This is a genomic window from Hydrogenophaga sp., from assembly GCF_025699295.1.
GTDB lineage: Bacteria > Pseudomonadota > Gammaproteobacteria > Burkholderiales > Burkholderiaceae_C > Hydrogenophaga.
In genome coordinates this window covers 83783-96496 of record NZ_JAILWB010000016.1, presented here as the reverse complement: position 1 = coordinate 96496, position 12714 = coordinate 83783, and the positions used below count along the sequence as shown (strand labels likewise).

Annotated in this window: 14 protein-coding genes; 8 read left to right on the top strand and 6 right to left on the bottom strand. The window is 67.1% G+C overall.

Annotation, left to right across the window (positions count from 1 at the left end):
• Positions 1-12: 12 nt before the first annotated feature.
• The 4 genes from upp to K5880_RS17285 all read left to right on the top strand — a co-directional run bounded on the left by upp (position 13) and on the right by K5880_RS17285 (position 2822).
• Positions 13-648, top strand: a complete 636-nt coding sequence (gene upp / locus K5880_RS17300; protein ID WP_297655125.1) for a uracil phosphoribosyltransferase — start codon at positions 13-15, stop codon at positions 646-648.
• A 13-nt stretch (positions 649-661) separates the two neighbouring features.
• Positions 662-1783 carry an MBL fold metallo-hydrolase gene (locus K5880_RS17295; protein ID WP_297655122.1) on the top strand — a complete coding sequence of 374 codons (1122 nt, stop codon included), beginning with the start codon at positions 662-664 and terminating at the stop codon, positions 1781-1783.
• A 272-nt stretch (positions 1784-2055) separates the two neighbouring features.
• A complete protein-coding gene (gene dfrB, locus K5880_RS17290; RefSeq protein ID WP_297655119.1) occupies positions 2056-2292 on the top strand; it encodes a trimethoprim-resistant dihydrofolate reductase DfrB in 237 nt (78 codons plus the stop codon).
• Positions 2293-2351: 59 nt separating this feature from the next.
• Complete coding sequence (locus tag K5880_RS17285) at positions 2352-2822, top strand: MAPEG family protein (RefSeq protein ID WP_297655116.1); 471 nt, start codon at positions 2352-2354, stop codon at positions 2820-2822.
• Between the two features lie 51 nt (positions 2823-2873).
• Here K5880_RS17285 and K5880_RS17280 read toward each other — a convergent pair whose 3' ends face one another.
• Together K5880_RS17280 and K5880_RS17275 are read right to left on the bottom strand one after the other, a co-directional pair.
• On the bottom strand, positions 2874-3173 hold the full coding sequence (locus K5880_RS17280) for a hypothetical protein (protein WP_297655113.1): 300 nt from the start codon (positions 3171-3173) through the stop codon (positions 2874-2876).
• 68 nt (positions 3174-3241) lie between these two features.
• Complete coding sequence (locus K5880_RS17275; RefSeq protein WP_297655209.1) at positions 3242-3442, bottom strand: hypothetical protein; 201 nt, start codon at positions 3440-3442, stop codon at positions 3242-3244.
• Positions 3443-3815: 373 nt separating this feature from the next.
• Here K5880_RS17275 and K5880_RS17270 point away from each other — a divergent pair, with 373 nt between their 5' ends.
• Positions 3816-4034 (top strand): YdcH family protein, encoded by a 219-nt coding sequence (locus tag K5880_RS17270; RefSeq protein ID WP_297655110.1) that lies wholly within the window; start codon positions 3816-3818, stop codon positions 4032-4034.
• A 28-nt stretch (positions 4035-4062) separates the two neighbouring features.
• On the opposite strand, the gene K5880_RS17265 is transcribed toward K5880_RS17270, so the two are convergent.
• On the bottom strand, positions 4063-4644 hold the full coding sequence (locus K5880_RS17265; protein ID WP_297655109.1) for a TetR/AcrR family transcriptional regulator: 582 nt from the start codon (positions 4642-4644) through the stop codon (positions 4063-4065).
• Between the two features lie 103 nt (positions 4645-4747).
• On the opposite strand from K5880_RS17265, the gene K5880_RS17260 reads away from it, so the two are divergent.
• Positions 4748-5335, top strand: coding sequence for an NAD(P)H-dependent oxidoreductase (locus K5880_RS17260; RefSeq protein WP_297655106.1), 588 nt, complete (start codon positions 4748-4750; stop codon positions 5333-5335).
• A 14-nt stretch (positions 5336-5349) separates the two neighbouring features.
• Here the strand turns inward: K5880_RS17260 and K5880_RS17255 are convergent, their stop codons facing one another.
• A complete protein-coding gene (locus K5880_RS17255; RefSeq protein WP_297655103.1) occupies positions 5350-6693 on the bottom strand; it encodes a YihY/virulence factor BrkB family protein in 1344 nt (447 codons plus the stop codon).
• Positions 6694-6917: 224 nt separating this feature from the next.
• Here K5880_RS17255 and K5880_RS17250 point away from each other — a divergent pair, with 224 nt between their 5' ends.
• A complete protein-coding gene (locus K5880_RS17250) occupies positions 6918-7739 on the top strand; it encodes a DUF72 domain-containing protein (protein WP_297655101.1) in 822 nt (273 codons plus the stop codon).
• 57 nt (positions 7740-7796) lie between these two features.
• Here the strand turns inward: K5880_RS17250 and xdhB are convergent, their stop codons facing one another.
• Positions 7797-10181, bottom strand: coding sequence for a xanthine dehydrogenase molybdopterin binding subunit (xdhB, locus tag K5880_RS17245; RefSeq protein ID WP_297655099.1), 2385 nt, complete (start codon positions 10179-10181; stop codon positions 7797-7799).
• Entirely contained in the window at positions 10178-11671 is a 1494-nt protein-coding gene (gene xdhA, locus K5880_RS17240; protein ID WP_297655097.1) for a xanthine dehydrogenase small subunit, read from the bottom strand. Before xdhA ends, xdhB begins: the two co-directional genes overlap by 4 nt.
• A gap of 94 nt (positions 11672-11765) precedes the next feature.
• On the opposite strand from xdhA, the gene K5880_RS17235 reads away from it, so the two are divergent.
• Positions 11766-12710: a LysR family transcriptional regulator gene (locus K5880_RS17235; RefSeq protein WP_297655095.1), complete on the top strand. Its 945-nt coding sequence runs from the start codon at positions 11766-11768 to the stop codon at positions 12708-12710.
• Positions 12711-12714 lie beyond the last annotated feature (4 nt).

Below are 12714 nucleotides of genomic sequence, written 5' to 3'. Positions count from 1 at the left end.
CACCCACCCACCATGACCTCCAACGACGTCCATCTGATCGACCACCCGCTGGTGCAGCACAAGCTCACCCTCATGCGCCGCAAGGACGCCAGCACCAACAGCTTCCGCCGCCTGCTCAATGAAATGGCCATGCTCATGACCTACGAGGTCACGCGCGACATGCCGATGCAGGACATCGAGGTGGAGACGCCGCTGGAGACCACCACCTGCAAGGTGATCGACGGCAAGAAGCTGGTGTTCGTCTCCATCCTGCGCGCGGGCAACGGCATCCTGGACGGCATGCTCAGCGTGGTGCCCGGCGCGCGCGTGGGCCACATCGGCCTGTACCGCGACCCCAAGACGCTCACCGCGGTGGAGTACTACTTCAAGATGCCCAAGGACATGCACGAGCGCGACGTGATCGTGGTCGACCCGATGCTGGCCACCGGCAACTCCGCCATCGCGGCGGTGGACCGCCTGAAGGAATGCCGGCCCAAGTCGATCAAGTTCGTTTGCCTGCTCACCTGCCCCGAGGGCATTGCCGCGCTGCACAAGGCGCACCCGGACGTGCCGATCTACACCGCCGCCATCGATCGCGAGCTCAACAGCCACGGCTACATCCTGCCCGGCCTGGGCGACGCGGGCGACCGCATCTTCGGCACGCAGTGAGGCGCGCCGCCGCATGAACAGCTTCGGCAAGCGCGCGCAGGGCGAACGGCTCGAACGCATGCGCGCGTCCCCGTTGTGGAACGGCACGGGTTTTCGCAACATCCACCCGATCACGCCCGGCCTGCGCGACCCCACGGTGCCCCGGCCCACGCTCAAGGAATTCCTGAGTTCCGGCGGGCGGCGCACCCCGGACGGCCCGCTGCCCGCGCTGGACCCGCGCGAGCGCTGGAGCCGGCCCGTGCAAAGCGGCCTGCGCGCCACCTGGCTGGGGCATTCCACCGTGCTCATCGAGATCGACGGCCACCGCGTGCTGACCGACCCGGTCTGGGGCACACGCGCATCGCCGTTCCGCCTGCTCGGGCCCCGGCGCTTCCAGCCCGTGCCGCTGCGCCTGCGGCAGATGCCCGAGGTGGACGTGGTGGTGATCTCGCACGACCACTACGACCACCTGGACTACCCCACCATCCGCGCGCTGGCGCGGCACAGCGCGGTGCCCTTCGTCACTTCCCTCGGCGTGGGCGCCCACCTGCAGGCCTGGGGCGTGGCGGCCGAGCGCATCACCGAGCTGGACTGGTGGGAAAGCCATCGCGTGCCCGGCACAGGCCTCACCATCACCGCCGCGCCGTCGCAGCATTTTTCAGGGCGCGGCTTCAAGGACCGCAACGCCACGCTGTGGTCGTCCATGGTGATGGGCACCGACCGCCACCGCGTGTTCTTCAGCGGCGACACCGGGCTGACCACCGAATACGCCACGATCCGCGAGCGCCTCGGCCCGTTCGATCTCATCATGCTCGAAGTCGGCGCGTTCCACCCCGCCTGGGGCGACATCCACCTGGGGCCCGCCAATGCGCTGAAGGCCCACGCGCTGCTGGGCGGCGGCGCCTTGCTGCCGGTGCACTGGGGCACCTTCAGCCTGGCGATGCACGAATGGGACGAACCGGCGGAGACCCTGCTGCGGCTGGCGCCCGCCCAAGGTGTGCCACTGCTCATGCCGCGCCTGGGCGAAGCGGTGGAGCCCGCCCATGCAGATGCCGTGGTGATGCCCTGGTGGCGCGGGCTGGACCAGGGGGTACCGCCGGCGCGCCCGGTTGAAGTGCCGGCGCTTCAGCGCGAGTTGCCGTGGCCGCTGGATTGAGCCCTTGAAGTTTCAACGTTTCAGGGGGAAGACGTGACCAGAATATCCCGCACCGTCCAGCTTATCCCGCAGGTTCTGCGAGATACAGTGCGTTTGGCCCCGCAGGGGAGAGTTGGCGCTTTGAGCGTCTTAGCCTGCCAAGAAAGTTTTGGTTCCAACGCCTAGCGGCGCAGTTCCTGGCAGCTCACTGCAGACAAAACCCACGTTCGCCCAAACAAGTGGTAGATGTGGATCACCAGATACCCTTGAGGCATTCACAAGAAAGGTTGGAGATGGATCAAAGCGATAAGGAAATCAGTCCTCCAGCAGCTGACCAGTTTGCGCTCCCATTTCGCGCCACGTTTAGCCTGGGAGATCGCGTACGCAAGAAGTCAGGCGCCTCTTGGCAGGGTCACGTTGTCGGCTGGTATTGCACAAAACTGACCCCTGAAGGCTATGCCGTCGAATCAGAGTCTCACCCAGGCTCAGTACAAATCTATCCTGTTGCCGCGCTTGAACGCGTGGCCTAACCCGTCAATCGGCCGGCAGGCGGCACAGTGCCGCTTCCCAACTCACTGGAGATGTCTGTATGGCGTCAGCGCTAAGCCTTGAGAATCCGGTTTTCTGGACCTATGCATTGGCCGCTTCCATCATGCTGCTGAAGCTGCTTCTTCAGCCGTGGATGACGGTCGTTCGCATGATGAAGGTCAACGCGGGCTTTCGCAATCCTGAAGATGCGAAGAAGAGCCCGATGAATCCTTCGCCGAGCCTTGCACAGCTGGAGCCGAACGAGTACGTCGAGCGGTCTCGTCGATTGAATCTCAATGACCTGGAGAGCATCCCTGCCTTCCTGGTCGCCGGGCTCCTCTTCGTGATGGCTGCTCCGCCGCTGCTTCTGGCGCAGATACTCATCTGGGGATACGTCGCCGCAAGGGCGGCACATTTCCTGGCGTATGCGACGGCGCAGCTTCACGAAGTCCGCGCCACGTTCTGGAGCATCGGTTCCATCGCGGTGCTGGTCATGGTGGGTTACACCATCGTCAAGCTGCTCGCTGGATAAGGGCCCGAAGTCTCTGGCGGCATTCGCCTGTAACGGCGGGCACGCTTACCCTCAGATCGGATCCGCCAGCAGCTTGCACAACGCCGCAATGTTCGCCGCGCTGGGCACCTGCGGTTTCATTTCGTCTTCTTCGGCCGTGGCGTTCTCGTGCGCCTGGATGGCGTTGACCAGCGCGTACTGGTTGTCCCAGGAGAGCGTCTTGCCCTCCGGGCACATGTCGCGCACGGTGCCGAACCAGTAGTAGCCGTCCTTGCCGCCGAACAGCGTGTCGATGCCGCCGGCGTCGCCCGGCTTGAGGCCGTGGGCGGCCAGGATGAGTTTGAGTTTGTGGTGGGAGACGGAGTACTGCATGGTGGCACGTGGGAAGGGATGCGCCCGCGAAGGGCGCGCCAAGTGTGCCACGGACGCGCGGGGCGCCGTCAGGCCATGAACACGGCGATGAAGGCCAGCATGAAGATGAGGATGGCTGCCATGAGGGGCAGGGCCAGCGGCATGTACTGGACGATCGATTCGAGGATGTCCTCGGCCTGTTCGTCGGCGTATTCCTTGAGTTCCGGGTCCGAATAGGTCTTGGGATGGTCGGCCAGGGCCAGGTCGGGTGGCATGGCGTGGTGTTGCATGGTGATCTCCTTGAAAAAGTGGATCCCTCGCCTCCGGGCCCGATTGTCTTCCTGTTCGCGCCCTGATGCCAGTTGCTGCGACGTCGATGCAGTGGCTCGGTCCGGAAACCGTTCGACGTGGGTCTCTCTGCCCGGCAGACAGCAGGTGAAGCGGCCCGCCCGGCAGTCGACGTGGCAGGCTCGGTCTGCACGGTCATGAGTTCCCGACAGGATCAAAAAATGACCCGAAATGGGTCCATTTGATCGGAAAGCACTTGTTTGCGCGGGGTGGCTGCGCGCAACATGTCCCTGGGGGCGCCATGGAACGCTGGAGCCTGCACAGCATCCCACGCCTTCGCAAGTCCCGCAGCCACCCACGGAGAAAGGCATTCCCATGTTTCCAGAGTACCGAGACCTCATCACCCGCCTGAAGCACAAGGACCACCACTTCACGCGCCTGTTCGACAAACACAACGAACTCGATCAGAAGATCTGGAACATGGAGGAAGGTACCGAGGTGGCCACCCAGCTCGAGATTGAAGCGCTCAAGCGCGAGAAGCTGCAGATCAAGGACGAGCTGTACGCCGTGCTGAAGAAGGCCAGCGGCGCCTGAGCACTGCTGGCGGCGCGAACGCCGCGCCTCAGCGGCCCACCGGCGCCAGCCAGGCGCGCAGGTAGGGCAGCAGCCGGTCCTTCATGCGCTTGTCGCGGTGCAGGGCGCAGAAGTTCAGCGCCAGGGTCTGCACCAGGAAGGCTTCCACCCCCTCGACCAGGATGTCGTTCGGCACATCCTTGCGGAACGCGCCCTGTTCCAGCCACTGGCCCACGATCTCTTCCAGCCGGCCGAAGGTGAGGGCGATGGGGCCGATCTCTTCCAGGGCGGCCGCGCCCGAGCGGCGCAGGATCACGTCGAACACATAGCGCTCGGACGCCATCAGGTCCACCACCGGCAGCAGGCGCTTGACCAGCTGGTCCACGTCGCGCGGGGCGGGCCGCGTGGCCATCTGGTCGAGCAGGGCGCTGATGCGCTCGCCGATGAGCAGGTCCATCAGCTCGTCCTTGTCCTTGAAATGGGCAAAGAAGGTGCCCTTGGCCACCCCCGCGCCCAGCACCACCTCTTCGATGCGCAGGGCCTCGAAGCCCTTCTGGGTGACGAGTTCGTGCGCCACGGCCGTGAGGCGGGCGCGGGTGTCAAGGGTGCGTTGCTGAACGGCTTTTTTCATCGGGCGTGCTGCACAAGAAAAGTGACCGAAGTCAAAATAAATTGACCATGGTCAAAATAAGCGCTATAAATTTGACTCCGGTCAATTTTACAGGAGCAACCCCATGAAGCGCATCTTCATCCTCAATGGCCACCCGGCCGAACGTTCGCTCTCGCGAACCCTGGTCGAAGCCTACGCCGACGCCGCGCGCCAGGCCGGGCACGAAGTCCGCCTCACCCACCTGCACGATCTGCACTTCGACACCGACTATGGCCGGGGCAACTTCGACGACCCCAAGCCGCTGGAACCCGCGCTGGAACAGCTGCTGCAGGACCTGTCGTGGAGCGAGCATTTCATGATGTCCACGCCCATGTGGTGGGGCGGCCTGCCCGCCAAGCTCAAGGGCCTGTTCGACCGGACGCTGCTGCCCGGGCGCGCCTTCGACACCCGCAGCAAGACCCTCATCGGGCTGCCCAGGCCCATGCTCACCGGCCGCACCGCGCGGGTGGTCGTCACGTCCGACACGCCCGGCTGGTTCATGCGGCTGGCCTACAAGAACGCACTGATCTGGCAACTGCGCCGGCAGATCCTGGAGTTCGTCGGCCTCAAGCCGGCGCGGCTGACCCACCTGGGGCCGGCGAGCGAGCCCAAGGCGGGTGAAGTGCAGCGCTGGGTGGCGCAGGTGCGGCGGCTGGGCAGCCAGGCGGCGTGAGCCCGTGTGCGCGCTCAAGCCTGAGTCGCTGACGAAGGGCTCGCCTGCGCGCCGTCGCCTTGCTGGACGAGGTCGTGCAGGCTCATGCCGGCCAGCGAGCTGGCCGCCGCCTGCTGCAGCTGCGTGACCAGCCCGTCCACCGCGGCCGGCGTCGGCACCACCGAGGGTGACAGGAAGCCGTCTTCGTCGGCGGCGCGCACCGCGTCCAGCACTTCGGCCAGCAGGATGCGGGCCGGGCTGCGCGCCGGCAGGTACACGCACGGCTCATCGGCTGTTGCGACCACCAGCGCCTTGCGCTCAAGCTCGTCGAGCACCACCATCAGCACATGCCCCGGCACCTTCAGGTGCTGGGTGAGTGCTTCCTGCGACGGAGCGGCCTCACCGTGAATGAAGCGCCTGGCCACCCGTTCCATGATCGCCAGGGCCAGCAGCTCGCGCATGCGGTTGCTCAGGCGCGGCTCGCCGCCGCGCAGGTACAGGTACTCCGGGTGCTGCACGTAGAACGCCACGCTGGCACCGAACAGCAGCACCAGCCAGCTCAGGTAAAGCCAGATCATGAACAGGATCAGGATCGCGAAGCTGGCATAGATGGCCGCGTAGTTGTTCGAGGTGGCGATGAACAGCGCGAAGGCCCAGCCTGCCGTCTGCCACGCGATACCGCCCACGGCACCACCCACCAGGGCCGGCCACAGGCGCACGCGCGTGTTGGGCATGAACAGGTAGATGAAGGTGAAGGCCGCGGTGATCAGCAGGTAGGGCACCAGCCGGCTGAGCGCCTGCGCCAGCTGGCTCAACACGTCGAGCTCCATGAGCCCCTGCACCAGTTCGATGCTCATCAGCGTCGCGGTGGCGCCCAGCGCGGAAAACACCAGGATGGGGCCGACCATCAGCACCGTCAGGTACCGCGTGAACCGTTCGCCCAGCGGGCGCGTGCGCGGCGCGTGCCAGATGAAGTTCAGCGACTCCTCGATCTTCTGGATCAGCGAGATCGAGGTGTACAGCAGCAGCGCAAGGCCGACCGCGCCGAGCACGCCGACGTTCATGTTCTCGATGAACCCGGTGATGCGCAGTGCGATCTCGCCGCCCTTCTCGCCCAGCGGCGCGAGCAGGTTCAGCAACATCGGCTGGATCTGGTTCGTGACGCCAAATGCCTTGAGCACCGAAAAGCTCAGCGCCAGCAGCGGCACGATGGACAGCAGCGTGGTATAGACCAGGCCCATCGCACGCAGCGTGAGCTGCCCGAAGGCCAGGTCCCGGCCCAGGATCAGGACGGTGCGCGCCAGCCGCAGCAAGCCGGTGTCGCGGGCAGGTGTCCAGACCAGCGATTCAATGCGGTCCTTCAGCGAGGCAAGGGGCATGTACGTCGGTTCATCATGTTGAATACGGCTTCAAACGGTACCACGCCCTTCAGCCGGTCCCAAGCCTGTACGGCGCAGGACGAAGCCGGGCACGGCAATCGGCACACCCGACACCGCGCCCGCCACGAAGGCAGACATGATTCCGCCACCCAAACGACCAGACTGCGCGTGGGGCGCAGAATCCGGCGGAGTCGGTGGTGTAAACCTGTTCAAGGAGAGCGCAAATGGCCAGGAAGGCAGCGGTGTCGGGCACGATCAGGTCGGGTGTCGGCGGGTGGACGTACGAACCCTGGCGCAACAACTTCTACCCCAGGGGTCTCGCGCACAGCAAGGAGCTGGCCTACGCCAGCACGCAACTGACGGCCATCGAAGTCAACGGCACCTACTACAGCACCTTCAAGCCGCCGACCTTCGCGAAGTGGCGCGACGAGACGCCGGACGGCTTCGTGTTCTCGCTCAAGGCCAACCGCTTCACCACCAACCGCCGGGTGCTGGCCGAGGCGGGCGGGTCGATCGAGCGCTTCATCGGCAGCGGCCTGAGCGAGCTCGGACCCAAACTGGGACCGATCGTGTGGCAGTTCGCGCCGACCAAGCTGTTCGACCCGTCGGACTTCGAGGCCTTCCTGGAATTGCTGCCCGACCAGGTGGATGGCCTGCCGTTGCGCCATGCGCTGGACGTGCGGCACCCCAGCTTCATGGACCCGGCCTACCTCGCGCTCGCGCGCAAGCACCGCTGCGCCACGGTGTTCACCGATTCGGATGACTACCCCTCGTTTGCCGACCTGACCGGCGACTTCGTCTACGCGCGCATGATGCGCACCGACCCGAAGGTGAAAACCGGTTATGCGCCGAAAGCGCTGGACCGCTGGGCCGAGGCCGCCAGGACCTGGGCCTCCGGTGGCGAGCCCGCCGACGTACCGCGCGTGGACAAGCCAGGCACAAAGGTGGGTGCCCGCGACGTGTTCATGTTCTTCATCAGCGGCGCGAAGGAGCGCGCGCCGGCCGCGGCGGTGGCGCTGATCGAGCGGTTGAAGGCGCTCCCCTGACCCGTGCGGCCGGGCCTCGGACGCCTCCATCGGGTCGTTCGATTCCCGTGATCCGCCTCAACCCAGGGCCTTCAGCACCTCTTCCGCCGTTGCCGGCGCATGCATCCCCTCGGGCTGGCCGCCCGCCTGGGCCACCGCGTCGCGCAGCGCCTCGAACACGCTGATCGCCAGCATGAACGGGGGCTCGCCCACGGCCTTGCTGCCGTGCACGTTGTCTTCGCGGTTGGGCTCGGGCCAGAGCTCGACCTTGAAGTGTTCGGGCACGTCGCCGGTGGCGGGGATCTTGTAGGTGCTGGGGGCGTGGGTCTGCAGGTAGCCTTTGTCGTTCCAGACGAGTTGCTCGGTGGTGAGCCAGCCCATGCCCTGCACGAAGCCGCCTTCGATCTGGCCGATGTCGATGGCCGGGTTGATGCTGTGGCCCACGTCGTGAAGGATGTCGACCTTGAGCACGCGGTTTTCGCCGGTGAGGGTGTCGATGGCGACCTCGGTAACCGCCGCGCCGTAGGCGAAGTAGTAGAACGGCCGGCCGGTGAGGGTGGTCTTGTCGTAATGGATCTTGGGCGTGCGGTAGAAGCCGTCGCTCCAGAGCTGGATGCGGTTGGCGTACGCGGCGCTCACCACGTCATTGAATGCACGGGTGGTCCTGGGTGAGATCACCTGGCCGCCTTCGAAGCGCACCGCACCCGCGCCGCAGCCGTCCAGGCCGGCGACGAAGGCGGCGAGGTTGTCGCGCACATGGCGGGCGGCGAACTGCGCGGCGCGGCCGTTCAGGTCGGTGCCGCTGCTGGCGGCGGTGGCGCTGGCGTTGGGCACCTTGCTGGTGTCGGACGCGGTGGACAGTACGCGCTCGAACGGCACGCCGAGTTCGTCGGCCACGATGGCGGCCACCTTGGTGTTGAGGCCCTGGCCCATTTCTGTGCCGCCGTGGTTCACCTGCACGCTGCCGTCGGTGTAGACGTGCACCAGCGCGCCGGCCTGGTTGAACAGCGTGGCGGTGAAGCTGATGCCGAACTTCACCGGCGTGAGCGCGATGCCCTTGCGGATGACCGGGCTCTGCGCGTTCCAGGCCGCGATCTCGCCGCGGCGCTCGCGGTAGCGGCTGGTCTGCGCCAGCGTGGTCATGAGCGGTTCGAGGATGTTGTCCTCCACCTGCATCTGGTAGTGCGTGACGTTGCGTCGCGCAAGGGCTTCGACAGGCTCAGCCCGAACGGCTACCCCCCGTTCGCCCTGAGCTTGTCGAAGGGCCCCCGAGGTGGGTTCATCGCTGTACACATTGCGCAGGCGCACGTCCAGCGGGTCCATGCCGAGCTGGCGCGCGATGTCGCTCAGGATGCGCTCGATCACGATCACACCCTGCGGGCCGCCAAAGCCGCGAAACGCGGTGTGGCTCTGGGTGTTCGTCTTGCAGCGGTAGGAGCTGATCGCCACGTCTTCCAGGAAGTAGGCGTTGTCGGCATGGAAGATCGCGCGGTCGGCCACCGGGCCCGACAGGTCGGCAGAAAAGCCGCAATTGGCCAGCATCTCCAGCTCCAGCCCGCAGAGCAGACCGGTCTCGTCGTAACCGGCGCGGTAGTGGTAGGCGAAGGGGTGGCGCTTGCCGGTGATCATGAAGTCGTCGTCGCGGTCCAGCCGCAGCTTGACCGCGCAGCCCAGCTGGCGCGCGGCCACGGCGGCCCACACGGCCAGGTGGCCGGCCTGCGTTTCCTTGCCGCCGAAGCCACCGCCCATGCGCCGGCACTCCACCGTGACGGCGTGGTTGTGAATGCCCAGCGCGTGCGACACCCAGTGCTGCACCTCGCCCGGGTGCTGGGTGCTGGAGTACACCCACCACTGGTCCTGCTCCAGTGGCAGCACGTAGGCGACCTGGCCTTCGAGGTAGAAGTGTTCCTGGCCACCGATCTCGAAGCGACCCTCCAGCACGTGCGGTGCGCGTGCCAGCGCGGCCTGCGCGTCGCCGCGGTTCACGTGCACCGGTGGCAGCACGTAGCTTTGCCGCGCGTGCGCGTCGTGCACCGTGAGCACGGCGGGCAGGGGTTCGATGTCGAGCTGGACGAGGCGCGCGGCGCGGCGCGCGGTCATCACGTCGTCGGCCACGACCACGGCCACCACCTGGCCGATGAACTGCACGGTCTCGCTGGCGAACACGGGCTCGTCGTGCGCGAAGGCGGCCAGGGTCTTGTCGCCGGGGATGTCGGCCGCGCCGAAGAGGCCACGCACACCGGGCAGCGCCAGCGCGGCGGTGGCGTCCACGCCGCGCAGCCTGCCGTGCGCGACGGGCGAGCACACCGGGGCGGCGTGCAGCGTGCCCCGCACCTCGGGGATGTCGTCGATGTAGGTGGCACCACCGGCCACCTGGGCGCGCGCGCTTTCGTGGAAGCGCGAGACGCCGGCGGCGCGCGGGCTCGGGCTGGTCAGGGCCGTGATCTTGTCGGGCGCGTTCATGCCAGTGCCTCCAGCGTCGCCGCGTTGAGGGTGTCCAGGTTGATGTGCTGCAGGCCCTGGCTCTCCAGCCAGAAACGCTGCAGCAGGTTGCCCAGCACGGTCTGGCGGTAGGCGGCGCTGGCGCGCATGTCGGAAATGGGCTGGAACTCGGCGCGCAGGGCGGCGGTGGCGGCACGCACCGTCTCGGCCGTCCAGGGCTGGCCGAGCAGGGCGGCTTCGGTCTGGCGCGCGCGCGCCGGCGTGGCGGCCACGCCGCCGGCGCCGATGGACACCGCGGTCACCACACCGTCCTCCACCACCATGCGGATGGCCAGGCAGACGGCGGAGATGTCGTCGTCGAAGCGCTTGCTGATCTTGTAGACGCGCATGAATTCGCCATCCTGCGGCCGAGGCACCTTGATCCAGCACAGCAGCTCGTCCGGCTTCATCACGTTCTGCCGGTAGCCGGTGTACAGATCCTCCAGCGGCATCTCCCGGTGGGCGAGTTGCCCACGCTTCGCGTCCCGGCGCATCAGTACCACGTTGGCCCCCAGCGCGATCAGCAGCGGCATGCTGTCGCCGATGGGTGAGCCGTTGGCGACGTTGCCACCCAGCGTGCCCGAGTTGCGCACCGGCAGGCCGGCGAAGCGCTGGGCGAAGGTCTTGAGTTGCGGGCGGTCCTGCACCAGCGCGGCATAGGCCTCGGCCAGCGAGACGGCCGCACCGATGGCGATGTGGTGCGGGTAGGTTTCCACGCGGCGCAGTTCGCTGGCAGCGGTCACGTCCAGCACGCGCGGGAAGCGCTTGTGCATCTTGGTGACCCACAGGCCCACGTCGGTGCAGCCGGCCACCACCTGGGCCGTCGGGTGCGCGGCGCGGGCCTGCAGCAGGGCGGCCAGGGTGGTGGGGCGCAGGTAGTGGTCCGCCTGCGCGGGCCGGAGTTTTTTCAGGGCGGCCACGGTGGCGGCCTCGTTCACGCCGCAGCCAGCGGGCAGGGGCAGGCCGCCCATCTGCTGCGCCGCATCCAGGATGGGGCGGTAGCCGGTGCAGCGGCACAGGTTGCCGGAGAGCTCGGCCTGTGCCTGCGCGCGGTCAATGCTTTTGCCGCCGCCGCTGTTCTGGTACATGCCGAACAGGCTCATGACGAAACCGGGCGTGCAGAAGCCGCACTGGCTGCCATGGCACTGCATCATGGCCTCCTGCGCCGGGTGCAGTTCGCCAGCGGGGGATGCCAGGTCTTCCGCGGTCCACACTGCCATGCCGTCGACCGAGTGCGCCAGCCGGATGCAGCTGTTGATGGCCTTGTATTCCAGCCGTCCGTTTACCGCCTCGCCCAGCACCACGGTGCAGGCGCCGCAGTCGCCTTCGCCGCAGCCCTCCTTGGTGCCGGTGCAGTGCAGGTCCTCGCGCAGTACCTCCAGCAGGGTGCGGTCGGGCGCGACGTGGTGCAGCGTCACGGGCCGGCCGCGCCGCAGGAAGCTCAGGGTTTGTGCGGATATTTCGGTGGTCATGCGTGCCAGCATAGCGCTGCACCCATGGCACAACATATGCTCAGCCATATGTCCGGAATGCCCAAAAGACCATTCAACCGCATACGACAAGGGTATGAAATACGTCTCCATGTTCGACAAGATTGACCTGCACCTGATCCGCGTGCTCCACACCGTGCTCACCGAGCGCAGCGTGTCGCGCGCGGCGCTGCGCCTGGGCATGTACCAGCCAGCGGTCAGTGCGGCGCTCAAGCGCCTGCGCGAACTCGCCGGAGACCCCCTTCTGGTGCGCTCGGGCTCGGGCATGGTGCCCACGGTGGCGGGTTTGCGCATGATCGAGCCGGCGGCCGACATCCTGCGCAGCGCCGAGGTGCTGTTCTCCGACGCGCGCAGTTTCGACCCCGCCACCGCGCACCACAGCTTCAGCCTGGCCGCCAGCGACTACATGGACCCGCTGTTCCTGCCGCAGCTGGTGAGTCAGATCAAGAGCCAGGCGCCGAACTGCACCATCGACATCCATCCGCTCTCGCGCGATTCCGACTACCGCAACCACCTGGCGCAGGGCGATGTGGACGTGGTGATCGGCAACTGGTCGCAGCCGCCGGACGACCTGCACCTGGGCCGCCTGTTCGGCGACGAGGTGGTGTGCCTGGTGTCCAGCCAGCACCCGGCCGTGCGGCGCGGCTGGGACGTGGAGGCCTGGCTGGGTGCCGAGCACATCGCGCCCACGCCCACCCACCCCGGGGCGCGCGGCTTCATCGACGAGCACCTGGCCACGCTGGGCCTGACGCGCAACCTCACCGCGCGCTGCCCGCATTTCGGGCTGATTCCGGCCATGGTGGCGGGCACCCTGCTGGTGCTGACCACCGGGCGCCAGTACTGCGACCGTTTCACCGGCGTGCTGCCGGTGCAGGTGCTGCCTTGCCCGGTGGAGTTCCCGCGAATGATGTACTACCAGCTCTGGCACGAGCGCACCCACGCCTCCAAGGCCGGGCGCTGGCTGCGCGAGCAGGTCAAGAGCGTGGCCGCGGCGCTCAAGCGCCCCGACGCCGAGCACTGAGCGC

What these genes read in the sequence shown, in the direction of transcription:
- upp (WP_297655125.1), top strand. Translation starts at nt 13, where the DNA reads ATGACCTCCAACGACGTCCATCTGATCGACCACCCGCTGGTGCAGCAC.
- K5880_RS17295 (WP_297655122.1), top strand. Translation starts at nt 662, where the DNA reads ATGAACAGCTTCGGCAAGCGCGCGCAGGGCGAACGGCTCGAACGCATG.
- dfrB (WP_297655119.1), top strand. Translation starts at nt 2,056, where the DNA reads ATGGATCAAAGCGATAAGGAAATCAGTCCTCCAGCAGCTGACCAGTTT.
- K5880_RS17285 (WP_297655116.1), top strand. Translation starts at nt 2,352, where the DNA reads ATGGCGTCAGCGCTAAGCCTTGAGAATCCGGTTTTCTGGACCTATGCA.
- K5880_RS17280 (WP_297655113.1), bottom strand. Translation starts at nt 3,173, where the DNA reads ATGCAGTACTCCGTCTCCCACCACAAACTCAAACTCATCCTGGCCGCC.
- K5880_RS17275 (WP_297655209.1), bottom strand. Translation starts at nt 3,442, where the DNA reads ATGCAACACCACGCCATGCCACCCGACCTGGCCCTGGCCGACCATCCC.
- K5880_RS17270 (WP_297655110.1), top strand. Translation starts at nt 3,816, where the DNA reads ATGTTTCCAGAGTACCGAGACCTCATCACCCGCCTGAAGCACAAGGAC.
- K5880_RS17265 (WP_297655109.1), bottom strand. Translation starts at nt 4,644, where the DNA reads ATGAAAAAAGCCGTTCAGCAACGCACCCTTGACACCCGCGCCCGCCTC.
- K5880_RS17260 (WP_297655106.1), top strand. Translation starts at nt 4,748, where the DNA reads ATGAAGCGCATCTTCATCCTCAATGGCCACCCGGCCGAACGTTCGCTC.
- K5880_RS17255 (WP_297655103.1), bottom strand. Translation starts at nt 6,693, where the DNA reads ATGCCCCTTGCCTCGCTGAAGGACCGCATTGAATCGCTGGTCTGGACA.
- K5880_RS17250 (WP_297655101.1), top strand. Translation starts at nt 6,918, where the DNA reads ATGGCCAGGAAGGCAGCGGTGTCGGGCACGATCAGGTCGGGTGTCGGC.
- xdhB (WP_297655099.1), bottom strand. Translation starts at nt 10,181, where the DNA reads ATGAACGCGCCCGACAAGATCACGGCCCTGACCAGCCCGAGCCCGCGC.
- xdhA (WP_297655097.1), bottom strand. Translation starts at nt 11,671, where the DNA reads ATGACCACCGAAATATCCGCACAAACCCTGAGCTTCCTGCGGCGCGGC.
- K5880_RS17235 (WP_297655095.1), top strand. Translation starts at nt 11,766, where the DNA reads ATGAAATACGTCTCCATGTTCGACAAGATTGACCTGCACCTGATCCGC.